Source organism: Streptomyces sp. NBC_00045 (assembly GCF_045041095.1).
Classification (GTDB): Bacteria; Actinomycetota; Actinomycetes; order Streptomycetales; family Streptomycetaceae; genus Streptomyces.
In genome coordinates, this window is record NZ_CP108271.1 from 5,178,348 (window position 1) to 5,200,134 (window position 21,787).

The window sequence follows — 21,787 nt, forward strand, 5'->3', positions numbered from 1 at the left end:
GTTCCCTGCCGATGTTGGTCATCGGGTCCTGACATGCGGGATAATGGCCAGGAAGCAATGTGTTCGATGCCGGGTTCCAGGCGCCTGAATGGGGCCGTCGGCTGACGATGAGCTGGTTTCAGGAAGGGGAACGAGCATGGCGGCCATGAAGCCGCGGACGGGCGACGGCCCGCTCGAGGTCACCAAGGAGGGGCGGGGCATCGTCATGCGCGTACCGCTCGAGGGCGGCGGTCGGCTCGTCGTCGAGCTGACTCCGGACGAGGCGGACGCCCTGGGTGACGCCCTGAAGAAGGTCGTCGGCTAACGAGTCGGCAGCACCGCACCATCTGCATTCTCAGTATTCTCTGCGCTGCCCCGTCCGCTCCCCGCGGCCGGGGCAGCGTTGTGTCCGGGGCCGGCCGGTGGGTGTTCCGGTGCCGTGCCGTGCCGTGCCGGTGATCGTGCCGGAACCGGTCAGCGCCGGACCGCGCACAGCAGGCCGTCACCCACCGGGAGCAGCGCCGCTTCCAGCGCCGGGCTCTCGCGGACGCTGCGCAGCAGCTCCCGTACGCGCAGCACCTCGGTCTGCTGGGCCCCCGAGTCGACGGTGCGGCCGTCCGAGAAGACCCCCTCGAAGCACACCAGCCCGCCGGGCCGCAGCAGGCGCAACGATTCGGCGAGGTAGTCGAGGGACTCGGACGGGTCGCCGTCGCAGAAGACGAGGTCGTACCCGCCGTCGGCGAGCCGGGGGAGTACGTCGAGTGCCCGGCCGGGGATGAACCGGGCGCGGTTGCCCGCGAAGCCTGCGGCGCGGAATGCCTGGCGGGCGAAGGCCTGCCGGTCGGCCTCGGGATCCACGGTGGTCAGCACCCCGTCGGGGCGCATGCCGTGGAGGAGGTGGATGCCGGAGACGCCGGTGCCGGTGCCGATCTCGGCGACCGCCTTGGCGTCCGCGGTGGCGGCGAGCAGGCGCAGCGCGGCGCCGGTGCCCGGGGAGACGGAGCGCAGGCCCGCTTCCCTGGCCCGGTCGCGGGCCCACCGCAGAGCGTCGTCCTCGGCGACAAACGCGTCGGCGAACGCCCAGCTCGTCTGCCGGTTGCCGGTAATGACCCTCTCCTGTCCCCATAGTTGGCGCAACGGTGACTGTATCCGTTGACGTCGGGAACCCGCAGATGGGACCGGGCGTTGAAGAAAACGGCGGCGGAAAGACCCAGCGCGGCAAAAGGGGGCGAAAGGGCGGCGCGCAGCCGGGATAGATGGGGACGGCACCGGGCAGATCGACGGCCTGGCGAGTCGCAGGCACGTGCAAAGTTAATGCAAAAACGCTTATCCGGAGCTGACGGGAGGGGTGGCTATGGTAGGGACTCCACTGGACACCACCAGAGCCGATAGGGGAGGTGCGGCTGCGCCTGTGGATCGTGGAGGCGTACTCAGACGTCTCTTCTGGTCGGCGGGTGAGCCGAAATCCGTGACCAACATTGCTGACCGCTTCCACACCGCTGCCACCGCAACCACCGCGACCTTTGCCGCCGATGCGGGCACCCAGGCGTGGACCCCTCCCTCCTGGGAGGAGATCGTCAGCACGCACAGTGCGCGGGTCTACCGCCTTGCCTACCGTCTGACGGGTAACCAGCACGACGCCGAGGACCTCACGCAGGAGGTCTTCGTCCGCGTCTTCCGCTCGCTGTCCACCTACACACCGGGCACGTTCGAGGGCTGGCTGCACCGGATCACCACCAACCTGTTCCTCGACATGGTCCGGCGCAAGCAGCGGATCCGCTTCGACGCGCTCGGTGACGACGCGGCCGAGCGGCTGCCCAGCCGTGAGCCGTCCCCCCAGCAAGTCCTGCACGACACCCACTTCGACGCGGACGTACAGCAGGCGCTGGACACCCTCGCGCCCGAGTTCCGTGCGGCCGTGGTGCTGTGCGACATCGAAGGCCTCTCTTACGAGGAGATCGCCGCCACGCTGGGCGTGAAGCTCGGCACCGTGCGCAGTCGTATCCACCGGGGCCGTTCGCACCTGCGCAAGGCGCTCAAGCACCGGTCTCCCGAGGCCCGTGCCGAGCAGCGGGCGCTGGCGGGAGTGGCGGTGGGCGCGCCGGGCGCCGGGGGAGAGGGCGGAGCCGAGTGAGCGGAGTCAGTCCCTCTCCTGCCGAACAGCACCTGGGCGACCGGCTCGCCGCCCTGGTCGACGGGGAACTGAGCCATGACGCGCGCGAGCGGGTCCTGGCGCATCTGGCCACCTGCGCCAAGTGCAAGGCCGAGGCCGATGCGCAGCGTCGTGTGAAGAGCATGTTCGTCGAGAGCGCGCCGCCGCCCCTGTCGGCCGGCCTGCTGGCCCGGTTGCAAGGGCTGCCGGGCGACGGTCCGGACGGACCGCCGGGTCCGCCGGCCCCGCCGGGGGCGGAGCTCTTCGGGTACGTGGCACCGACCGCACCGCAGCAGGGCTTCCGCATACACGAGGTGGGGCGGCCGCGCCGGCGCTTCGCGTTCGTGGCGGCCGGAGCGGTCTCGCTGGCCGCGATCGCCCTGGGCGGCTCGCTGCCGGTCGACAACCTCGACCCGAGCCTCCGGGGCGAGGCCCCGGCGTCGCGGCCCGGGCCGGCGGTGTCCGTGGCCGACGCGGTGGTCCGGGACCGGGCACCCAGTCCCGGATTCGTCGCCGGTCCGCGCCCCACGGCCCCCCTCCCACCGGTCCACCCGTCGCTCACCCCGTCCCCCCGCCCGGTCTCGCTGACCCGCTGACCCGGTGCCACCCCCGGACCCCGGCAGGCTCGGGGTCCGGGGGCGGAGCCGGTGGCGGCGGGGAGACCTGGTTGAATCGGCGGCAGATGCGCCGCCCGGCGGTGCCACAGGTACCTCGGGGGAGCGTCCATGGCCGACCAGCAGCAGCCCGACAAGGCCCCGCCGGCAGAGCCCGGCGCGACCCCGTCCCCGACACCGGCCCCCACGCCCGCTGCGGCGCCCGAGCCGGCTCCCGCTGGGGTGCCCGAGTCCGAGTCCGGCGTCGCGGCGGTCGAAGCCGGCCCGCAGGCGGCTGGAGCCGATTCCGACTCCGGACGAGCGCCCGAGCCGTCTCCCGCTGCGGCGCCCCAGTCCGGGCCGCAGGCGCCTGGGGTCGAGTCCGGCACGGCGCCCGAGCCGGCTTCCGCTGGGGTGTCCGGGTCCGGGTCGCAGGGGCCTGAGGTCGAGTCCGGCACGGCGGTCGAAGCCGGGCCGCAGGCGACCGGGTCCGGGGCGCGGTATGACCCCTGGGGGGAGCAGCCGTTGCAGGTCGCCGACCAGGGCAAGGCGACGGCCGGCCGCGGAATCCGGCTGCGCCACGCCGTGGCCCTCAGCCTCGGCACCGCCCTCCTCGCCGGCGGCGTCGGCGGCTGGCTCGGCGTCCTCGCCGAACGGCAGAGCAGCACCCGCCTCGAACTCCCCCAGGCCGCCGTGGAGAGCAAGGGCCGCGCCCCCGAGAGCGTGGCCGGGATCGCCGCGACGGCCCTGCCCGGCGTCGTCACCCTCCACGTCCGCGGCAGCACCGGCAGCGGCACCGGGACCGGGTTCGTCCTCGACGGGCAGGGCCACATCCTCACCAACAACCACGTCGTCTCCGACGCCAAGGACATAACCGTCACCTTCAGCACCGGCGAGAGCGTCACCGCAGCGCTGGTCGGCCGGGACAGCGGCTACGACCTGGCCGTGGTCAAGGTCGAGGGCGTACGGGGCCTGCGGCCGCTCTCCCTCGGGAACTCCGAGAACGTGAAGGTCGGCGACCCGGTCGTGGCCATCGGCGCGCCGTTCGACCTCTCCAACACCGTCACCGCCGGCATCATCAGCGCCACCGGCCGGCCCATCACCGCCGGCGGCGACAAGGGCGACGGCAGCGACATCAGCTACGTCGACGCCCTCCAGACCGACGCCCCCATCAACCCCGGCAACTCCGGCGGCCCGCTCCTCGACGCCAAGGCCCGCGTGATCGGCATCAACAGCGCCATCCGGGGGGCGGACGCCGACGGGGGCGGCGACGAGCACGCGAAGCAGAGCGGCAGCATCGGCCTCGGCTTCGCCATCCCGGTCAACCAGGGCAAGCGCGTCGCCGAGGAGCTCATCCGCACCGGCCACGCCACCCACCCGGTCATCGGCGTCACCCTCGACATGGAGTACACCGGCGACGGGGCCCGCGTCGGAACCAAGGGGGAGGGCGGCAAGCCCGCCGTCGCCCCCGGCGGCCCCGGGGCCCGCGCCGGGATCCAGGGCGGCGACGTGATCACCAAGGTGGACGGCGTCCGTGTGCACGGCGGGGACGAGCTGGTCATCAAGATCCGCGCCCACCGCCCGGGTGATCCGCTCACCCTGACCGTGCTCCGCGACGGCCGGGAACGCACCCTGGACCTCGTCCTCGGTTCGGCGAACGGATCATGACCGTACGGAGAATCCACGGCTGATGCCGCACCGATGTATGGGCCCGCCGACATCGCCGGGTACCGTGTGTCGTGGCCCGAAATGAAGAGAGCCGAGGAGCGGCAACGTGTTCAACGACATAGGCGCACTCGAACTCGTCACGATCGTGGTGCTCGCCATCCTCATCTTCGGCCCGGACAAGCTCCCCAAGGTGATCCAGGACGTCAGCGGGTTCATCCGCAAGATCCGCGCGTTCTCCGACAGTGCGAAGCAGGACATCCGGTCCGAACTCGGACCCGAGTTCAAGGACTTCGAGTTCGAGGACCTGAACCCGAAGACGTTCCTGCGCAAGCAGCTGACCGAGAACGACGACCTCCGGGAGATCCGCAGCACCTTCGACCTCCGCAAGGAGCTGAACGACGTCACCGACGCCGTGAACAGCCGGGAGACGGCCGCCGCCCCGGCCTCCACTGCGGCCGCCGCGACCTCCGCGACCGGCCCGGACCTGCTGAAGAAGCCCGCCGCCCCGGCCGCCGAACAGCGCACCCCGTACGACGCCGACGCCACCTGAGTTTCGAGCCTTCCGGGCGATTCGGGGTCCGGTGGCTATCCTCCATGAGTCCGGACCCAGGACGCCCCAGGGTGGGGGTCCCCCCGACAAGATGTGGGGGAGGGCCGTTCCGGACCACGGAACGAGAGGCCTCAGATGGAGACGACGAGCAGTAGCCGGGTCGGGGTGCAGCCCGCCGAGGCGCCCGCTGCCGCACCGGCGACGCCCGCCGCATCGGCGGAAGCCGCACCCGCACAGCCCGCACCCGCACAGCCCCAGGAGGCCGCCGCGCCCGTCCCGGCGGCCCGCCGGACGGTCGACGGGTACCTGCGGGCCGATTTCCCCTGGTACGGGCTGGACGGGGCCTTCACCGGCCCCCGCTGGCTCATGCAGGTGGGCACCGGAGCCGACGGCACCGTCGAGCACGGTTCCACCGGCCACGGCGACGAGCCGTCCGCGCGCGGAGAGCTCGCCACCGGCGAGAAGGAGCGCTTCGCGGTGGTCGTCACCGTCGCGAGCAACCCGCTGCGCCGCAGCAGCGACGGCACCGGCGTCCTGGAGGCCACCTCGGTCTCTTCGGCGGCCTGGCTGGCCGGTTCCGGGCTGCTGGCCTACAGCTGGCCCGGCCAGATGGACCACACCCTGCGCGACGACTGGCTCGACCAGCAGACCGAGGCCGCGTGGGAGCTCGCCGACGACCTCGACGGCGAGGACTGGTCGACGCTCTCGCTCCCGGTCGACGGGGAGCCGACGCAGTTCCACTACCGCGAGTCCGAGTTCGGCTGGGTGCTCGCCGGTTCGACGCGGGGCGGCGTGCACGTCGGGGCGTACGGGCGGGGCATGAGCGCGTACGGGCTCGGCTTCTCGGTGATCGGTGACATCGCCTCGTACGAGTAGCCGCACCGGCAGCCGTACGAGCGGCAGTACGCGAAGGGGCACCGCCGGCCGGCGGTGCCCCTTCGCGTTTGCAGGCCGCGGAACGGCCCTCAGAGCGTGTCCTAGAACTTGTTGCGCGGGGTGATGCCCAGCGACATGCCGGCCAGACCGCGGGCGCGGCCGCCCAGCTTGCCCGCGATGGAGCGCAGCGCCGCACCGGCCGGGGAGTCCGGGTCCGACAGGACGACCGGCTTGCCCTCGTCGCCGCCCTCGCGCAGCCGGACGTCGATCGGGATGGAGCCCAGCACCGGGACGGTCGCGCCGACCGTCTTGGTGAGGCCGTCGGCGACCTTCTGGCCACCGCCCGAGCCGAACACGTCGACCATCTCGTCGCAGTGCGGGCAGGGCAGCCCCGACATGTTCTCGACCACGCCGACGATCTTCTGGTGCGTCTGCACGGCGATCGAGCCGGCCCGCTCCGCGACCTCGGCCGCGGCCTGCTGCGGGGTGGTGACGACCAGGATCTCCGCGTTCGGCACGAGCTGGGCGACGGAGATCGCGATGTCGCCCGTACCCGGCGGCAGGTCCAGCAGCAGCACGTCCAGGTCGCCCCAGAACACGTCCGCGAGGAACTGCTGCAGGGCCCGGTGGAGCATCGGGCCGCGCCACACCACGGGCGCGTTGCCCGGGGTGAACATGCCGATGGAGATGACCTTCACGCCGTATGCCGACGGCGGCATGATCATGTTCTCGACCTGGGTCGGGCGGCCGTCCACACCCAGCATGCGGGGCACGCTGTGGCCGTAGATGTCGGCGTCGACGACCCCGACCTTCAGGCCGTCCGCGGCCATCGCCGCGGCCAGGTTCACGGTCACCGACGACTTGCCGACGCCGCCCTTGCCGGACGCGACCGCGTACACGCGGGTCAGCGAGCCCGGCTTGGCGAACGGGACCTCGCGCTCGGCGGTGCCGCCGCGCAGCGTGGCCGCCAGGTCCTTGCGCTGTTCGTCGCTCATCACGTCCAGCGTGACCGCGACCGAGGTGACGCCCGCGACCCGTTCGACGGCCTCGGTGACGGTTTTGGTGATCGTCTCGCGCATGGGGCAGCCCGACACCGTGAGGTAGACCGTGACGGCCACTTCGCCGCCGTCGCCGATCTCCACCGATTTGACCATGCCGAGCTCGGTGATCGGCCGGTGGATCTCGGGGTCGTTCACCGTCGCCAGTGCGTCGAGGATCGCATCCTGCTCGGGCACGGCGGCGGAGCTTGTGTCGGTAGCCATGCCCCGATGGTACGACTCGGTAGCCTGCCTCAGGTAAGGCCGCTAGCGGTCGCCTTCGTCACTCTCCGCCGGGAATAGACGCCGCTCGTCCATCTCCTTGATCAGGTCCTGGAACTCCGACCTGATCCAGTCGCGCGTCGCCACCTCGCCCAGCCCCATCCGCAGGGCCGCGATCTCCCGGGTCAAGTACTCGGTGTCGGCGATGGACCGCTCGTTCTGCTTCCGGTCCTGCTCCAGGTTGACCCGGTCGCGGTCGTCCTGCCGGTTCTGCGCGAGCAGGATCAGCGGAGCGGCGTACGAAGCCTGGAGCGACAGCATCAGCGTCAGGAAGATGAACGGGTACTGGTCGAACCGCAGGTGGTCCGGCGCGAAGATGTTCCACAGCACCCACACGATGATGACCAGGGTCATCCAGACGATGAACCGGCCCGTGCCGAGGAAGCGCGCCACCCGCTCCGACAGCCGCCCGAACGCCTCCGGGTCGTACTCGGGCAGCAGCGAGCGGCGCGGCGCCCGCGGCTGGTCGAGGCGGACCCGCGAGCGCGTCAGCGCGCTCGACCCCGTCGAATGCCCGGCCTTGGTGCGCTCGGCGCGCTCCGCGGCGCGCTCCGCCCGGTCACCGGCCTCGGTGAGCCCGTGCTCGCGCGACTGCAGCCGTGCCTGTTCGCGCCGCTCCCGGATCTGCTCCCGGCGCCGCTCGCGCGCCCCGTCGCGGTCGCGGTCGCCGCGCCCCCGCTCAGTGGCCATGCACGATCTCCTCGGAATGGAAGTCCGTCTCCCGCCAGTCGTCCGGCAGCAGGTGGTCCAGTACGTCGTCCACGGTCACCGCGCCCAGCAGCGAACCGCTCTCGTCGACCACCGGTACGGCGACCATGTTGTACGCGGCCAGGTAGCTGGTGACCGCCGGCAGCGTGGCGTCCGGGCGCAGCGGCGGCAGGTCCGTGTCCACGATCGAGCTCACCAGCGTGAACGGCGGGTCCCGCAGCAGCCGCTGGAAGTGCACCGTGCCCAGGTACTTGCCCGTCGGCGTCTCGTCCGGCGGCCGGCACACGTACACCTGCGCGGCCAGCGCCGGCGACAGGTCCGCCTGCCGTACGCGGGCCAGTGCGTCGGCGACGGTCGCGTCCGGGCGCAGCACGATCGGTTCGGTGGTCATCAGACCGCCCGCGGTGTTCTCCTCGTACGACAGCAGGCGGCGCACGTCGGCCGCGTCGTCCGGCTGCATCAGTGTCAGCAGCCGCTCCTTGTCGACCTCCGGCAGTTCCGAGAGCAGGTCGGCCGCGTCGTCCGGGTCCATCGCCTCCAGGACGTCGGCGGCCCGCTCCTCCTTCAGCTTGCCGAGGATCTCGACCTGCTCGTCCTCGGGCAGCTCCTCCATGACGTCCGCGAGCCGGTCGTCGTCGAGGGCGTTGGCCACCTCGGCGCGCCGCTTCGGCGTCAGGTGGTGCAGGACGTTCGCGACGTCGGCCGGGCGCATCTGCTCGAAGGTGGCGACCAGGTTCTCGGCGCCCTGCCCGTGCTCCTCCAGCGAAAAGCCGGTCACGGCCGACCACTCGACGGTCAGGGTCTCGCCGCGCCGGCGCAGCGCGCCGCTCTTGCCCTTGCGTACGAAGATCTTGTCGATCTCCCAGTCGCGGCGGGCCGGCAGTTGCTGGATGGCCACGTCCAGGACGGTGACCTCCTCGCCGCCCGCGACGAGCTTCACCCGCCGGTCCAGCAGTTCGCCGAGGATCAGCCGCTCGGTGGGCCGCTGCTCGAAGCGCCGCATGTTGACGACACCGGTGGTGATGACCTGCCCGGACTCCACGCCCGTCACCCGGGTCATCGGGAGGAAGATCCGGCGCCGGCTGACCACCTCGACCACCAGGCCCAGGAGCCGCGGCGGACGGCCGCCGACGCGCAGCATCGCGACGAGGTCGCGGACGCGGCCGACCTGGTCGCCGGCGGGGTCGAAGACGGGCACACCCGACAGATGCGAGACGAAGATCCGTGGGGCGCCACCAGCCATGCGAGCGCCTCCTAGTGCGTCGATCCTCAGTCCTACCGCCCCTCAGGCTAGCCCGTGCCGCTGGAGAGCGTCCTGGTGGGGCGGTCCGCCCGTGGGTTGCGCGGCGACGGGCGACCGGGCGGCTTACCGGGCGCGCTACCGGGCGGCCGGCCGGGAGGGCCGACCACCCGCCCGGCGCCGGAGCTACGGCCGGGTACGCTGCCTGCTGCTCGAAGACGCACGACGAGAGGCACCTGCCCGTGACCGCCTACCTCCCCGCCGCTCGGCTGCGCCGGGCGGCCCTCGCCGGTGTCCTGTTCGCTGGCCTGGCCGTCACCGGCACGGGTTGCGGGGCGGACCCGGACGAGGGCACCAACGGGGTCGGCAAGCTCACCGCCGACCAGATCGAGGACAAGGCGAAGGCCGCGGCCGGCGCCGCCGCCTCGGTGCACCTGTCCGGCACGCTCGTCAGCGGCGGCAAGTCCTTCGCGATCGACCTGCGGCTCGGGAAGGACGGCGGCTCCGGCGAGGTGAAGCTGCAGGAGGACACCTTCCAGGTGTTGCGGGTGGGGGAGCAGCTCTACCTCAAGGCGAGCGCCGCTTTCTGGGGGAAGTCCGACTCGGCCGGCAAGCTCGGCGACAAGTACGTGAAGGTGCCCGAGAGCGACCCCACTTACAAGCAGTTCCGCGGATTCACCGACATGCACGTACTGCTCGACGGGCTGCTCGGGCTGGACGGGAAGCTGACCAAGGGCGAGTACACCAAGATCGGGCCCACCCGCGCGGTCCCGGTCACCGTGGACAAGGGCAAGGGCGGCAAGCTGTCGGTCTCCCTGGAAGGGACCCCCTACCCGCTGCGCCTGGAGCGGGCCGGCGGGGCCGGCCGGGTCGACCTCGCGGAATGGGGCAAGGCCTTCCCGCTGGAGGCGCCCGCGCAGGACCAGACCGTCGACTACGGGTCCCAGATGCCGACGACCAAGGGCCAGAGCGGGGGGCCCGCCCCCGGCCCGAGCCCGAGCAAGGGCTCCGGGCAGGGCTCGGACCCTACGAAGTAGCGTCCTGGCGGGCCGTCTTCTTCCGCCGGAACAGGAGCTTCGGCAGGGCGGCCGGGACGGGCCGGCGGGTGACCGCCGGCGAGCCCAGCGGGACCGCGGCCAGCGATCCGCCGGGCAGGTCCGTGCTCGCCGTCACCGGTTCGAGGCGCAGCAGCCGGCACTCGCGCGCCCACCGCTCGGTCATCTCCTCCGAGTCGGGCGCGTTCAGCCGCTTCCCCTTCAGCTCGGCGACGGCTGCCCGCCACTGCTCGCCGAGGGGGTCGAGCTCCTGCACGGTCGCGGTCCAGGCGACCAGCCGGCCGCCCTTGTCCTTGCTGCGCACGGTCACCTCGGCGGACCCGCCGTCCGTGAGCCCCGGGAACGGCTGCTCCCCGGGCCCGTCGCCCAGCACGTGGGCCGCGCCGTCCACCCAGGCGTGCCACAGGGCCCGGTCGGCCCCGGAGCCGCGGACCCAGATCAGGCCGGACTTCTTGGTGGCCTCCTCGACGAGGGCGAGGTCGAGCGTGCTGAGAGTCATGCGCAACAGAGTAGGGGGTGCCCGGGCGGCGGCTAGAGCCAGCCGTGGCGGCGCAGTGCCCGGTGGATGGTGAAGCAGGATGCGGCGATCGCGGCCATCACCATGGGGTAGCCGTAGCGCCAGTGGAGCTCCGGCATGTGCTCGAAGTTCATCCCGTAGACCCCGCAGATCATCGTCGGGACGGCGATGATCGCCGCCCAAGAGGTGATCTTGCGCATGTCCTCGTTCTGGGCGACGGTCGCCTGCGCGAGATTGGCCTGGAGGATCGAGTTCAGCAGTTCGTCGAAGCCGATGACCTGCTCGTGCACCCGAGCCAGGTGGTCGGCGACGTCCCGGAAGTACTTCTGGATGTCCGGGTCCACCAGTCGCATCGGGCGCTCGCTCAGCAGCTCCATCGGACGCAGCAGCGGGGAGACGGCCCGCTTGAACTCCAGCACCTCGCGCTTGAGCTGGTAGATGCGGCCCGCGTCGCCGCCGCGCGCACTGCCCTTGGCGGGCGCGGCGAAGACCGCGCTCTCCACCTCGTCGATGTCGTCCTGGACGGCCGCCGCGACCGCGATGTACCCGTCGACGACGTGGTCGGCGATGGAGTGCAGGACGGCCGAGGGACCCTTCGCGAGCAGCTCGGGGTCGTCTTGGAGACGGTGGCGCAGGGACCGCAGCGAGCCCTGGCCGCCGTGCCGGACCGTGATGACGAAGTCGGGGCCGGTGAAGCACATCACCTCGCCGGTCTCCACCACCTCGCTGGTCGCGGTCAGTTCGGCGTGCTCCACGTAGTGGATCGTCTTGAAGACGGTGAAGAGCGTGTCGTCGTAGCGCTCCAGCTTCGGCCGCTGGTGCGCGTGCACCGCGTCCTCCACGGCGAGCGGGTGCAGGCCGAAGGTGGCGGCGATCCCCGCGAATTCGGCTTCGGTCGGCTCGTGCAGGCCGATCCAGGCGAACCCGCCGTCCTGGCGGACCCGGGCCATCGCCTCACGGGGCGTCAGGCAGGCCGACCCCAGGGCGCGTCGGCCGTCGCGGTACACGGCGCAGTCGACGACCGCACTGCTCGCTGACGGGTCGCGGGTGGTGTCGTAGCCGGGCAGGACGGGCGTGGGCCTGCGAAGGGCCGGACGTACGGCGGCACGCAGGTAGGGCAGCATCGACATGGCAGGCTCCTTCGCACGCACGGCTGCGGACCGTACGGGTGGGAGGTCCCTTCCGGATGGCACGGCCGCGGCGGGCGGGCAGGCCCGGGCGGACGGAAGGAACAGGACGGGAGGACAAAGTTCTGCCGTCGCTCTTCGACTGATCAGATGATCAAACGGGCGGGAACGCGCCCGTACGGGGAGTGGAAGAGCGGTTTGTACTGCACGATCGACTTCGATCCATTGCAGCCCCACCTCCTCCGGCCGGTCCTCCGTGGAGGACGTCCTGTCGCCGGACGCCCCGAAACGCCCCCAGCTACCGCTGGGAGGTGCCCCCATGCTGAGTGTGGCCCCGACCAGCGGTCAACATTATCAGCCGACGGATGGTCAAGACCCGCCCTTTACCCGCCTCATACGAGTTCTATGCTCGCTTCATGGCAGAAATTCTGGCTCTTGTGGAAGCCCGGCTGCGCAGCGCGCTCGGCGAACCCGACGCCCGCGCCGCCGTCACCTTCCTCGGCACCGACCGCATCGAGGTGCTCCGCTTCGCCGAGGGCGACCTCGTGCGGTACGCGACCCTCGGCATGTCCGCGCTTCCGATGTCCGACCCGACCGTCGTGGTCGCCGACCCGCTGCGCGGGCCGCGCGCCGAGCTCGTACTGACCGTCCGCGCGGGCCTGGCGCCCACCGACAAACTGCTGCGCCCGCTCGCGGTGCTCGGCGCCTCGCCGCAGGTGGAGGGGCTGGTCGTGACTCCCGGCGCCTCGCTCGACGTGGGCGGGCCGCTGTGGGACGGGGCCCCCTTCACCTCCGTGCTCGTCGCCGAGCCGGGCGGGCTGGTGGAGGACCTCGAACTGGACGCGCCGATGGACCCGGTGCACTTCCTGCCGCTCTTGCCGATGACGGCGAACGAGGCCGCCTGGAAGCGGGTGCACGGCGCTGCGGCGCTCCAGGAACGCTGGCTGTCGCACGGTACGGATCTGCGGGATCCTCTTCGTACCGCCGTGGCGCTGGACTGACACATCCGGACGGGTGATCGTGTCTTGACGGGGCGCCGGGCGGGGAGGAGCGTGGCCTTTTATGAGGGGCGAACCAAGTTGCCCGAAGTGCGGTGGCCGGGTCAGGGCGCCCGGGCTCTTCTCCGACTCGTGGCAGTGTGCGCTGCACGGCACGGTGCACCCCCTGCAACCCGTCATCCCGCCCAGCGTCGAGGGCCTGGGCGTGGTGGTGAACCGGGCGAAGGTGCCGGTGTGGATGCCGTGGCCGCTGCCGGTGGGCTGGCTGTTCACCGGGGTGGCGGCGGCCGGTGACGACCGCAGCGGGGGCCGGGCGACCGCGGTGGCCTGTTCGGGCCCCGGACCGCTCGGTGGGATCGGCGAGCTGCTGCTGGTCGCCGAGGAGTTGGGAGTCGGCCTCGGCGCGCGCTACGCCGGGATCGACGGCCCCGACCCCGGTACGTACATGGACGTCTCGACCCCGCCGCACGCCAAGGTCGTCGCGGCGGGCCGCCCGACACCGCTGTGGCACGTGAAGGGGGCCCCGGACGACCGGGCCGTGTTCGCCGGCGAGGCGTGCGGGCTGTGGTTGTGGGCCGTCGTCTGGCCCGAGCAGTCGGGCCTGCTGATGTACGACGAACTGGTGTTGACGGACCTGCGGGACGCGGGAGCCGAGGTCGAACTCCTCCCGTGCGGCGCCCTGAGCCCCCGCGTCCTCGGTCCGTAGGGCCTCCTCGCGGGGCCCGGCGGCCGGCGGCATGGCACCCGCGCGGCGGGCGGGCGGTATCCTGGGGTGTCCCCCCGTACCCGCGAGACCCCTGGAGCACCGGCCGTGCGCATCGACCTGCACGCCCACTCCACGGCTTCCGACGGGACCGACACCCCCGCCGAGCTGGTCCTGGGCGCGGCCGCCGCCGGGCTGGACGTGGTCGCACTGACCGATCACGACACCGTCGGGGGATACGCCGAAGCCCTTGCCGCACTGCCGCAGGGGATCACCCTCGTCACCGGCATGGAGCTGTCCTGCCGTCTCGACGGCATCGGGATGCACCTGCTCGCATACCTCTTCGACCCGGAGGAGCCCGAGCTCGCGCGCGAGCGGGAACTGGTCCGCGACGACCGCACCCCCCGCGCCCACGCCATGATCGGCAAGCTCCGGGACCTCGGCGTCGACGTCACCTGGGAGCAGGTGGCCCGGATCGCCGGCGAGGGCTCCGTCGGGCGGCCCCACATCGCCACCGCCCTCGTCGAGCTGGGCGTCGTCCCCACCGTGTCCGACGCGTTCACGCCGGACTGGCTCGCCGACGGCGGCCGCGCGTACGCCGAGAAGCACGAGCTCGACCCCTTCGACGCGATCCGCCTGGTCAAGGCGGCCGGCGGGGTCACCGTCTTCGCGCACCCCGCCGCGGTCAAGCGCGGCCGCTGCGTCCCCGAGTCCGCGATAGCCGAGCTCGCGTCCGCCGGACTGGACGGGATCGAAGTGGACCACATGGACCACGACGCCGACACGCGCGGGCGACTGCGCGCCCTGGCGGGCGAGCTCGGGCTCCTCACGACCGGATCCAGCGACTACCACGGCAGCCGCAAGACCTGTCGCCTCGGGGAGTACACGACGGACCCCGAGATCTACGGCGAGATCACGCGCCGCGCGACGGGGGCCTTCCCCGTTCCGGGCGCCGGCGGAGCGACCGGCGCGTAAGCGCGCCCGTCCGCCCTTTCTTCTTCCTTCGTAACACCCCTCTCTCCTGCAAGGCATCACTGTGTTTGACTTCGCCGTCTTCGGATCCCTATTTCTCACGCTTTTCGTGATTATGGACCCCCCGGGGATCACGCCGATCTTCCTCGCCCTGACCTCCGGCCGCCCCGCCAAGGTGCAGCGCCGCATGGCCTGGCAGGCCGTCTGCGTGGCCTTCGGCGTCATCGCCATCTTCGGCATCTGCGGCCAGCAGATCCTGGACTACCTGCACGTCTCCGTCCCCGCGCTGATGATCGCGGGTGGTCTGCTGCTCCTGCTCATCGCGCTCGACCTGCTCACCGGCAAGAACGACGAGCCCAAGCAGACCAAGGACGTGAACGTCGCCCTCGTCCCGCTGGGCATGCCACTGCTGGCCGGCCCCGGTGCGATCGTGTCCGTCATCCTCGCCGTGCAGAAGGCGGACGGGGTCAGCGGGCAGCTCTCGGTCTGGTCCGCGATCATCGCCATGCACGTGGTGCTGTGGATCACGATGCGCTACTCCCTGGTGATCATCCGGGTGATCAAGGACGGCGGCGTCGTCCTCGTGACGCGTCTCGCCGGCATGATGCTCTCCGCGATCGCCGTCCAGCAGATCATCAACGGCGTGCTCCAGGTCGTGCACGGCGCCTGACCGGCACCGCGTACACGAACGCCCCCGCACCGGATCGGTGCGGGGGCGTTTCGCTCGTGCGTGTGGAGTGTCAGGAGGACGCGCTCTCGGCCGGTCGGATCAGTATGCGCTGGCCTATCGCGGCCGCGTGCTGCACGATCCGGTTGACGGAGGCCGCGTCCACGACGGTGCTGTCCACGGCGGATCCGTCGACGTCGTCCAGGCGCAGAATCTCGAAGCGCATGGGGCTTCTCCCTTCGTCAGTGTTCTCCTTGCACTGTTCCAACGAAGTGTAAGAGGCAAACATTCCCTACGCTAAGGAAATTTTTTCACTGGCTAACTAACCGTGCGGGTGGGCGTCCCAAAACGCGGCCAGCGCACCCGCCGTGACCTGCGGATCCTCCGCATTCGGCGAGTGCTCGGCACCCGCCACCACCACCCGCTCAGCACCCAGGCGATGTGTCATGTCGTCCATCAGCGGGACCGGCCACGCGTAGTCGACCTCGCCCGACAGCACCAGCTTCGGCAGGTCCACACCGCTCAGCCCGTCCACCCGGTCCGGCTCGGAGACCAGGATCCGGCCCGTGGCGATCAACTGCTCGGGCACCGTCGCCAGCCACCGCCCGCGCAGGAACTCCGCGAGCTCGGGGGAGTCGGGCACCGCGTCCTCGGGGTCGAAGGACCGCATCGCCGTCCACACCCCCGGCATGTCCTCCCGCATCGCCTCCAGCGCCGCGACCAGCAGCTTCGTACGCTCCTGCTGCTCCTCGGAGATGGCGGCGGGCCCGCTGCTCATCAGGGTGAGGGAGGCGAAGGGCGCCGCGTCGCGCAGTACCGCGGCCCGCGCGATCAGCCCGCCCAGCGAGTGGCCGACCAGGTGGACCGGCGCCCCGTCCAGCGCGGCGGTCTGGGCGAGGACGTCCAGGGCCAGCTCCTGGAGGGCGTACGCCGACTCCTCGCGCGGGCCGGGACTCTCGTGCTGGCCGCGCCCGTCGACGGCGACGACCCGGTACCCCGCCGCTGCCAGCGGCTCCAGGAGCCCGATGAAGTCCTCCTTGCTGCCCGTGAAACCGGGGACCAGCAGGGCGGTGCCGCGGACCGGCTCGCCGGCCTCGTGCACGGCGAAGTCGCCGCGGGCGGTGGACAGGAGGTACGCGCGGGCACCGGACGGCAGCGTGAGGCGGGGCGGCTTGCTCATGGCCAGAGGTTACCGGTCCGTAGGGGCGTGTCCAGTCGGGGTACGCAGGTGGCCCCGGCCCCCTCGGAAGGGGACCGGGGCCACCGGACGGCGGAACGCGGATCAGGCCTCGGTGGTCTCCGCGGCGGCCTTGCGGGTCCGGGTGCGCTTCGGCTTGGCCGGAGCCTCCTCGGCGACCGCCGCGGCCGGGGCCTCGACGACCGCAGCGGCGGCCTTGCGGGTCCGGGTGCGCTTCGGCTTCGCCGGAGCCTCCTCGGTTGCCGCGGCGGCCTCGGCGACCGGGGCGGCCTCCGCGACCTTGCGGGTCCGGGCGGGGGCCCGGCGGGCCCTGACCGGCTCCACCGGCGGGGCCACCTGGAAGTCCGGCTCCGGCGCCGCGTCGACGACCTTGCGGGTCCGGGACCGGCGGGCCACGACCGTGGCCTCCGCGGCGGGGGACTCGGCGATCGGGGTGACCTGGGCGAGGACGGGCTTCTGGGTCGGGACCCTGCGGGCCCGGACCGGCTCGGCCTTGACCGCGTCGGCCTTGACCGGCTCGGCCCCGGTGGGCTCGGCCACGACCGGCTCGGCCACGACCGTGGCCTCGGCGACCTTGCGGGTCCGGGTCCGGCGGGCCTTGACCGGGGCCTCCGCGGCCGGAGCCTCGGCGGCCGGCGCGACGGCGACGGCCGGGACCACGACCTCGGCGACCGCGACCGCGACCGGAGCCTCGGCGACCGGGGCCACGGCCACCGGAGCCTCGGCGGCCACGGCGGCCGCCGTCGTCACGGAACGCGTCCGGCGGCGACGCGGCTTGCGCGGCTCTTCGGCGGCCGGGTCCTCGGGAACCTGTGCCACCGCAGTGACGGCGGCACCGTCCACCGCGACCTCGGCGACCTCGGCACCGCCGCGCGTACGGCGGCGCTGGCGCGGGGTGCGCGTACGGGCGGGACGCTCCTCGGCAGGGGCTGCCGCGGCCGGGCCGCGACCGCCACGGCCACCGCGGCCGCCGGTCTCGCCCAGGTCCTCCAGCTCCTCGGCCTTCAGGCCGGCCCGCACGCGCTCGGCGCGCGGCAGGATGCCCTTGGTGCCCGCCGGGATGTGCAGCTCCTCGAACAGGTGCGGCGACGTGGAGTACGTCTCGACCGGGTCGTGGAAGTCCAGCTCCAGCGCCTTGTTGATCAGCTGCCAGCGCGGGATGTCGTCCCAGTCGACCAGGGTGACGGCGGTGCCCTTGTTGCCCGCGCGGCCGGTGCGGCCCACACGGTGCAGGAAGGTCTTCTCGTCCTCCGGCGTCTGGTAGTTGATGACGTGGGTGACGCCCTCGACATCGATGCCGCGCGCGGCGACGTCGGTGCACACCAGCACGTCGACCTTGCCGTTGCGGAACGCGCGCAGCGCCTGCTCGCGCGCACCCTGGCCCAGGTCACCGTGGACGGCACCGGACGCGAAGCCGCGCTTCTCCAGCTGCTCGGCGATGTCGGCCGCCGTGCGCTTGGTACGGCAGAAGATCATGGCCAGCCCGCGGCCCTCGGCCTGCAGGATGCGGGAGACGAGCTCCGGCTTGTCCATGTTGTGCGCACGGAAGACGTGCTGCTTGATGTTGGCGACCGTCACGCCCTCGCCCTCGGGCGAGGTGGCGCGGATGTGCGTCGGCTGCGTCATGTACCGGCGGGCCAGGCCGATGACGGCGCCCGGCATGGTCGCCGAGAACAGCATCGTCTGACGCTTGGCCGGGAGGTAGTTGATGATCTTCTCGACGTCGGGCAGGAAGCCCAGGTCGAGCATCTCGTCGGCCTCGTCCAGGACGAGGGCCTTGACGTGCGACAGGTCGAGCTTGCGCTGGCCGGCCAGGTCGAGCAGGCGGCCCGGGGTGCCGACGATCACGTCGACGCCCTTCTTGAGCGCCTCGACCTGGGGCTCGTACGCGCGGCCGCCGTATATGGCGAGGACGCGGACGTTGCGGACCTTGCCGGCGGTCAGCAGGTCGTTGGTGACCTGGGTGCACAGCTCGCGCGTCGGGACGACGACGAGGGCCTGCGGGGAGTCGGTCAGCTGCGCGGGCGTGGCCCGGCCGGCCTCGACGTCCGCGGGGACGACGACCCGCTCCAGCAGCGGAAGGCCGAAACCGAGCGTCTTGCCGGTTCCGGTCTTCGCCTGGCCGATGACGTCCGTGCCGGAAAGGGCGACGGGGAGGGTCATCTCTTGGATCGGGAAGGGGGACACAATGCCGACGGCCTCAAGGGCTTCGGCCGTCTCGGGAAAGATCCCGAGGTCTCGGAACGTAGTCAGGGTGCTGCCTCTTCTGTGAGACGCGGCGCGAGGCGGCGAGGGGGGTCGTACCGTGCCTGGCTGCAGTACTGCGCCCGCCCAGATTCGGGCAGGTCGTACGAAGCTGCGCGGGACCACTAGCCTTCGCTCAAGCGCTCGTGCCGCTGAGGGGGCCCCTCGTGGAGAGGCGGTACGCATGGACGTACGCATCACGCCGAGGGCGGTCGGGTGGAGCCGATCGGGCCACCGACCGGGCATCCTCATTCGGATGGCCCGCCGAGTATCCGGCAGGCGCATTACCACTGTACCCCGGAATCGCGCAGGTGTGTCGGGTGAATTCACCTGGTAGTCGCGTTTAGGCAGACCGGCAGTGACCTGATGCGATGCTTTGAGCGCCCTTCCGGCGGGCTATTGTGCGGAGCATGTCGACCGTTGAAAACGCATCGCCCTCCGACGACAGCGCCGCCGCCGAAGCGACCGGGATCGCTGCCCAGGACTGGGCGGCCGCCTCCGCCTCGCCGCAGTACCGGGCCGCCGTCGTGGACCTGCTGGGCGCGCTCGCGTACGGAGAGCTCGCGGCCTTCGAACGCCTCGCGGAGGACGCGAAGCTCGCGCCCACCCTCGACGACAAGGCCGAGCTCGCGAAGATGGCCTCCGCGGAGTTCCACCACTTCGAGCGGCTGCGCGACCGGCTGGCGGCCATCGACGCCGATCCCACCGCCGCCATGGAGCCCTTCGCCAAGGGCGTCGACGACTTCCACCGCCAGACCGCGCCCTCGGACTGGCTGGAGGGCCTGGTCAAGGCCTACGTCGGCGACTCGATCGCCAGCGACTTCTACCGCGAGGTCGCCACCCACCTGGACAGCGACACCCGCGCGCTCGTCGTGAGCGTGCTGGACGACACCGGCCACGGCGGCTTCGCCGTCGAGAAGGTGCGCGCCGCCATCGAGGCCGACCCGCGCTGCGGCGGCCGGCTCGCGCTGTGGGCCCGCCGGCTGATGGGCGAGGCGCTCTCGCAGGCACAGCGCGTCGTCGCCGAGCGCGACGCCCTCTCCACCATGCTGGTCGGCGGCGTGGACGGGATGGCCGCAGGCTTCGACCTGGCGGCCGTCGGCGAGATGTTCACGCGGATCACCAAGGCGCACACCAAGCGGATGGCCGCACTGGGCCTCGCCGCCTGACCGTCCTACCTGCTCGGCCCACCCCGCTCGTACGCCGGCCCCGGCGCGGAATTCCGCGCCGGGGCCGGCGTACGTCGTCAGTCGGAGGAGTCGGAGGAGTCAGACGAGTCGGAAGACCGGTCAGCCCTGCGACGGAAGTGAAAACGGAGTCCGGTGGGAGGGCCGCCGGGGCCCCGAGGCGGGGCGCAGCAACAGCGACAGCACCACCGCGGACACCAGGACCGAGCCGACCAGCGTCGCGGTCAGCGTGTTGTGCCCCGGGCCGAGCGCGAACTGCGTCAGGTACGCCCCGAACAGGGCTCCCAGCACCCCGCTGACCAGCACCATCCTGGGGGACGGCAGCCGCCGGGGCAGCACTCGCAAGGCCACTCCGGCAAGGGCGAGGCCCAGGAGGGCGGAGCCGAGCGCTTCCATCAGCAGCATGTGGGCCTCCCGCGGGTCAGGGGCAAACCGGTTCACTGCGGTCCTACCCGAAGCGGAAGAAAGGGAAACGGCCCGGTGGGATCAACCACCGGGCCGTTCCACTCAGTTCTCGGGTGCGTCAGAGCGCGCCGAAACCGACCTTGCGCACGCTCGGCTCGCCCAGGTCGACGTACGACAGGCGGTCTGCCGGCACCAGGACCTTGCGGCCCTTGTTGTCGGTGAGGCTCAGCAGCGGCTCCGAACCGGTCAGCGCAGCGGTGACGATGCGCTCCAGCTCCTCGGCGCTCAAGTCGCTCTCCAGCACGATCTCCCGGGGTGCGTGCTGCACGCCGATCTTGACCTCCACGGCTTTGTCCCTCCGATGGTCGGTTGTGCGCGATCAGCCGCGCCGTACCCGGTCCACATTAGCCCGGAGAGGGGACGCGGATGCGGCGCTCAGGCCACGCTCGCAGCGAACAGCGGCCGGTCAGGCCCCGCCGGCCCCGTCGGCCTCCTCTGTCGGGGTCAGGCCTGAGCCGCCGGCCCGCCCTCGGTGCCGTGCAGCGGGAAGCCGGCGATGCCGCGCCAGGCCAGCGAGGTCAGCAGGCCCACCGCCGTGTCACGGGCGACCGGGCTCTCGCTGGAGAGCCAGTACCGGGCCACGACCTGCGAGACCCCGCCCAGGCCCACGGCGAGCAGCATCGACTCGTCCTTGGACAGGCCGGTGTCCTCGGCGATGACGTCGGAGATGGCCTCGGCGCACTGGAGCGAGACGCGGTCGACGCGCTCGCGCACCGCGGGCTCGTTGGTCAGGTCGGACTCGAAGACCAGCCGGAACGCGCCGCCCTCGTCCTCCACGTACGCGAAGTAGGCGTCCATGGTCGCGGCCACGCGCAACTTGTTGTCGGTCGTCGACGCCAGGGCCGTCCGCACGGCGAGCAGAAGGGCCTCGCAGTGCTGGTCCAGGAGCGCCAGGTAGAGGTCGAGCTTGCCCGGGAAGTGCTGGTAAAGGACGGGCTTGCTGACGCCGGCACGCTCGGCGATGTCGTCCATCGCCGCCGCGTGGTACCCCTGCGCAACGAAAACCTCCTGGGCCGCACCCAGGAGCTGGTTGCGTCGGGCTCGGCGCGGCAGTCGCGTGCCCCGGGGACGCGCTGCCTCCGTCTGCTCGATGGCTGTCACGCCGCCTCCCACTTTCTCTAAGAACACAGTGCGCTCTGCGCCGCGCCGCCATCGTACTTTTCGGTAACCGAATCTGTAGGGTCGAAGCCGAGTTTTCTCGCTGTACGGACCGCCCGGAGGCGCTGGTCAGCGGCGCTCGGCAGGGGTACCGGGCGGTAGCCGGAGCTGGTCAGCGGTAGTCGTCCTCGTCCAGGGTCACCACCCGCGCCTGCTCGACGGCGTCCCCGTCCGCGGCCTCGTCGCGGTCCACCCCCGTGACCCGGTCATCGTCGTCGGGCTGCAACTCGGCCAGCTGTTCCGCCGCATCGGCCTCGGGCGCCTCGGCGTCGAGGGACTCCCGGAAGCGCTCCTGGAAGGTGTCCGGCTCTGCGGGGTCGACGGTCATGTGGCTCCCCTTCTTCCCTCTCCCCTCGCGGGTGTGCCTCACCTACGAGCCTAGGAGGATCGCGGATACCCCGCTACGCGGAT

Annotated in this window: 25 protein-coding genes; 12 read left to right on the forward strand and 13 right to left on the reverse strand. The window is 72.0% G+C overall.

What is annotated here, in order from left to right; all coding sequences use genetic code 11:
* The first annotated feature begins 136 nt into the window (after window positions 1-136).
* A complete protein-coding gene (locus OHA65_RS24435; protein ID WP_003966491.1) occupies window positions 137-304 on the forward strand; it encodes a DUF3117 domain-containing protein in 168 nt (55 codons plus the stop codon).
* Window positions 305-453: 149 nt separating this feature from the next.
* On the opposite strand, the gene OHA65_RS24440 is transcribed toward OHA65_RS24435, so the two are convergent.
* Entirely contained in the window at window positions 454-1,116 is a 663-nt protein-coding gene (locus tag OHA65_RS24440; protein WP_327285263.1) for a class I SAM-dependent methyltransferase, read from the reverse strand.
* Between the two features lie 217 nt (window positions 1,117-1,333).
* On the opposite strand from OHA65_RS24440, the gene sigE reads away from it, so the two are divergent.
* The 5 genes from sigE to OHA65_RS24465 all read left to right on the forward strand — a co-directional run bounded on the left by sigE (window position 1,334) and on the right by OHA65_RS24465 (window position 5,818).
* On the forward strand, window positions 1,334-2,113 hold the full coding sequence (gene sigE, locus OHA65_RS24445) for an RNA polymerase sigma factor SigE (protein ID WP_266625777.1): 780 nt from the start codon (window positions 1,334-1,336) through the stop codon (window positions 2,111-2,113).
* Window positions 2,110-2,727, forward strand: coding sequence for a zf-HC2 domain-containing protein (locus OHA65_RS24450; RefSeq protein ID WP_371644703.1), 618 nt, complete (start codon window positions 2,110-2,112; stop codon window positions 2,725-2,727). Before sigE ends, OHA65_RS24450 begins: the two co-directional genes overlap by 4 nt.
* Window positions 2,728-2,856: 129 nt before the next feature.
* Window positions 2,857-4,392, forward strand: a complete 1,536-nt coding sequence (locus tag OHA65_RS24455; RefSeq protein WP_329314460.1) for a trypsin-like peptidase domain-containing protein — start codon at window positions 2,857-2,859, stop codon at window positions 4,390-4,392.
* Window positions 4,393-4,498: 106 nt separating this feature from the next.
* A complete protein-coding gene (locus OHA65_RS24460) occupies window positions 4,499-4,942 on the forward strand; it encodes a sec-independent translocase (protein ID WP_329314461.1) in 444 nt (147 codons plus the stop codon).
* A gap of 135 nt (window positions 4,943-5,077) precedes the next feature.
* A complete protein-coding gene (locus OHA65_RS24465; RefSeq protein WP_327285266.1) occupies window positions 5,078-5,818 on the forward strand; it encodes a hypothetical protein in 741 nt (246 codons plus the stop codon).
* A 101-nt stretch (window positions 5,819-5,919) separates the two neighbouring features.
* Here OHA65_RS24465 and OHA65_RS24470 read toward each other — a convergent pair whose 3' ends face one another.
* From OHA65_RS24470 to OHA65_RS24480, 3 genes are read right to left on the reverse strand one after another with little or no spacing between them, the layout of a single operon-like run.
* A complete protein-coding gene (locus OHA65_RS24470) occupies window positions 5,920-7,080 on the reverse strand; it encodes an Mrp/NBP35 family ATP-binding protein (RefSeq protein ID WP_327285267.1) in 1,161 nt (386 codons plus the stop codon).
* Window positions 7,081-7,122: 42 nt separating this feature from the next.
* Window positions 7,123-7,761: a DUF1003 domain-containing protein gene (locus tag OHA65_RS24475; protein WP_371646921.1), complete on the reverse strand. Its 639-nt coding sequence runs from the start codon at window positions 7,759-7,761 to the stop codon at window positions 7,123-7,125.
* A gap of 55 nt (window positions 7,762-7,816) precedes the next feature.
* Window positions 7,817-9,088, reverse strand: coding sequence for a magnesium transporter MgtE N-terminal domain-containing protein (locus OHA65_RS24480; RefSeq protein ID WP_327285269.1), 1,272 nt, complete (start codon window positions 9,086-9,088; stop codon window positions 7,817-7,819).
* Between the two features lie 239 nt (window positions 9,089-9,327).
* Here OHA65_RS24480 and OHA65_RS24485 point away from each other — a divergent pair, with 239 nt between their 5' ends.
* Window positions 9,328-10,122 (forward strand): hypothetical protein, encoded by a 795-nt coding sequence (locus tag OHA65_RS24485; protein WP_405762431.1) that lies wholly within the window; start codon window positions 9,328-9,330, stop codon window positions 10,120-10,122.
* Here the strand turns inward: OHA65_RS24485 and OHA65_RS24490 are convergent.
* Together OHA65_RS24490 and OHA65_RS24495 are read right to left on the reverse strand one after the other, a co-directional pair.
* On the reverse strand, window positions 10,112-10,639 hold the full coding sequence (locus OHA65_RS24490) for a hypothetical protein (protein WP_327285271.1): 528 nt from the start codon (window positions 10,637-10,639) through the stop codon (window positions 10,112-10,114). The genes OHA65_RS24485 and OHA65_RS24490 overlap by 11 nt on opposite strands.
* Before the next feature lie 32 nt (window positions 10,640-10,671).
* A complete protein-coding gene (locus OHA65_RS24495; RefSeq protein WP_327285272.1) occupies window positions 10,672-11,787 on the reverse strand; it encodes a magnesium and cobalt transport protein CorA in 1,116 nt (371 codons plus the stop codon).
* 413 nt (window positions 11,788-12,200) lie between these two features.
* Between OHA65_RS24495 and OHA65_RS24500 the strand changes: the two genes are divergently transcribed.
* The 4 genes from OHA65_RS24500 to OHA65_RS24515 all read left to right on the forward strand — a co-directional run bounded on the left by OHA65_RS24500 (window position 12,201) and on the right by OHA65_RS24515 (window position 15,127).
* Complete coding sequence (locus tag OHA65_RS24500; RefSeq protein ID WP_327285273.1) at window positions 12,201-12,785, forward strand: suppressor of fused domain protein; 585 nt, start codon at window positions 12,201-12,203, stop codon at window positions 12,783-12,785.
* Window positions 12,786-12,846: 61 nt separating this feature from the next.
* Window positions 12,847-13,488, forward strand: a complete 642-nt coding sequence (locus tag OHA65_RS24505) for a DUF6758 family protein (protein ID WP_327285274.1) — start codon at window positions 12,847-12,849, stop codon at window positions 13,486-13,488.
* Window positions 13,489-13,593: 105 nt separating this feature from the next.
* Window positions 13,594-14,460, forward strand: coding sequence for a PHP domain-containing protein (locus tag OHA65_RS24510; RefSeq protein WP_327285275.1), 867 nt, complete (start codon window positions 13,594-13,596; stop codon window positions 14,458-14,460).
* 61 nt (window positions 14,461-14,521) lie between these two features.
* Entirely contained in the window at window positions 14,522-15,127 is a 606-nt protein-coding gene (locus OHA65_RS24515) for a MarC family protein (RefSeq protein ID WP_327285276.1), read from the forward strand.
* A gap of 70 nt (window positions 15,128-15,197) precedes the next feature.
* On the opposite strand, the gene OHA65_RS24520 is transcribed toward OHA65_RS24515, so the two are convergent.
* The 3 genes from OHA65_RS24520 to OHA65_RS24530 form a co-directional block, all read right to left on the reverse strand.
* Window positions 15,198-15,350, reverse strand: a complete 153-nt coding sequence (locus tag OHA65_RS24520) for a hypothetical protein (protein ID WP_327285277.1) — start codon at window positions 15,348-15,350, stop codon at window positions 15,198-15,200.
* A gap of 96 nt (window positions 15,351-15,446) precedes the next feature.
* Window positions 15,447-16,304: an alpha/beta hydrolase gene (locus OHA65_RS24525; protein WP_327285278.1), complete on the reverse strand. Its 858-nt coding sequence runs from the start codon at window positions 16,302-16,304 to the stop codon at window positions 15,447-15,449.
* A 102-nt stretch (window positions 16,305-16,406) separates the two neighbouring features.
* Window positions 16,407-18,485 (reverse strand): DEAD/DEAH box helicase, encoded by a 2,079-nt coding sequence (locus tag OHA65_RS24530; protein WP_405762433.1) that lies wholly within the window; start codon window positions 18,483-18,485, stop codon window positions 16,407-16,409.
* Between the two features lie 491 nt (window positions 18,486-18,976).
* On the opposite strand from OHA65_RS24530, the gene OHA65_RS24535 reads away from it, so the two are divergent.
* Window positions 18,977-19,735: a ferritin-like fold-containing protein gene (locus tag OHA65_RS24535; protein ID WP_327285280.1), complete on the forward strand. Its 759-nt coding sequence runs from the start codon at window positions 18,977-18,979 to the stop codon at window positions 19,733-19,735.
* A gap of 120 nt (window positions 19,736-19,855) precedes the next feature.
* Here OHA65_RS24535 and OHA65_RS24540 read toward each other — a convergent pair whose 3' ends face one another.
* From OHA65_RS24540 to OHA65_RS24555, 4 genes are all read right to left on the reverse strand, one after another.
* Complete coding sequence (locus OHA65_RS24540; RefSeq protein WP_371644708.1) at window positions 19,856-20,158, reverse strand: hypothetical protein; 303 nt, start codon at window positions 20,156-20,158, stop codon at window positions 19,856-19,858.
* A gap of 118 nt (window positions 20,159-20,276) precedes the next feature.
* Window positions 20,277-20,504 carry a DUF3107 domain-containing protein gene (locus OHA65_RS24545; protein ID WP_030153467.1) on the reverse strand — a complete coding sequence of 76 codons (228 nt, stop codon included), beginning with the start codon at window positions 20,502-20,504 and terminating at the stop codon, window positions 20,277-20,279.
* A gap of 158 nt (window positions 20,505-20,662) precedes the next feature.
* Entirely contained in the window at window positions 20,663-21,319 is a 657-nt protein-coding gene (locus tag OHA65_RS24550) for a TetR/AcrR family transcriptional regulator (protein ID WP_327285281.1), read from the reverse strand.
* Window positions 21,320-21,488: 169 nt separating this feature from the next.
* Window positions 21,489-21,704 (reverse strand): hypothetical protein, encoded by a 216-nt coding sequence (locus OHA65_RS24555; protein ID WP_327285282.1) that lies wholly within the window; start codon window positions 21,702-21,704, stop codon window positions 21,489-21,491.
* Between the last annotated feature and the right edge of the window lie 83 nt (window positions 21,705-21,787).

Coding starts and splice junctions, on each gene's coding strand:
- OHA65_RS24435 (WP_003966491.1), top strand. CDS start 137: ATGGCGGCCATGAAGCCGCGGACGGGCGACGGCCCGCTCGAGGTCACC.
- sigE (WP_266625777.1), top strand. CDS start 1,334: ATGGTAGGGACTCCACTGGACACCACCAGAGCCGATAGGGGAGGTGCG.
- OHA65_RS24455 (WP_329314460.1), top strand. CDS start 2,857: ATGGCCGACCAGCAGCAGCCCGACAAGGCCCCGCCGGCAGAGCCCGGC.
- OHA65_RS24465 (WP_327285266.1), top strand. CDS start 5,078: ATGGAGACGACGAGCAGTAGCCGGGTCGGGGTGCAGCCCGCCGAGGCG.
- OHA65_RS24470 (WP_327285267.1), bottom strand. CDS start 7,080: ATGGCTACCGACACAAGCTCCGCCGCCGTGCCCGAGCAGGATGCGATC.
- OHA65_RS24480 (WP_327285269.1), bottom strand. CDS start 9,088: ATGGCTGGTGGCGCCCCACGGATCTTCGTCTCGCATCTGTCGGGTGTG.
- OHA65_RS24490 (WP_327285271.1), bottom strand. CDS start 10,639: ATGACTCTCAGCACGCTCGACCTCGCCCTCGTCGAGGAGGCCACCAAG.
- OHA65_RS24495 (WP_327285272.1), bottom strand. CDS start 11,787: ATGTCGATGCTGCCCTACCTGCGTGCCGCCGTACGTCCGGCCCTTCGC.
- OHA65_RS24500 (WP_327285273.1), top strand. CDS start 12,201: ATGGCAGAAATTCTGGCTCTTGTGGAAGCCCGGCTGCGCAGCGCGCTC.
- OHA65_RS24505 (WP_327285274.1), top strand. CDS start 12,847: ATGAGGGGCGAACCAAGTTGCCCGAAGTGCGGTGGCCGGGTCAGGGCG.
- OHA65_RS24520 (WP_327285277.1), bottom strand. CDS start 15,350: ATGCGCTTCGAGATTCTGCGCCTGGACGACGTCGACGGATCCGCCGTG.
- OHA65_RS24525 (WP_327285278.1), bottom strand. CDS start 16,304: ATGAGCAAGCCGCCCCGCCTCACGCTGCCGTCCGGTGCCCGCGCGTAC.
- OHA65_RS24530 (WP_405762433.1), bottom strand. CDS start 18,485: ATGACCCTCCCCGTCGCCCTTTCCGGCACGGACGTCATCGGCCAGGCG.
- OHA65_RS24535 (WP_327285280.1), top strand. CDS start 18,977: ATGTCGACCGTTGAAAACGCATCGCCCTCCGACGACAGCGCCGCCGCC.
- OHA65_RS24540 (WP_371644708.1), bottom strand. CDS start 20,158: ATGCTGCTGATGGAAGCGCTCGGCTCCGCCCTCCTGGGCCTCGCCCTT.
- OHA65_RS24555 (WP_327285282.1), bottom strand. CDS start 21,704: ATGACCGTCGACCCCGCAGAGCCGGACACCTTCCAGGAGCGCTTCCGG.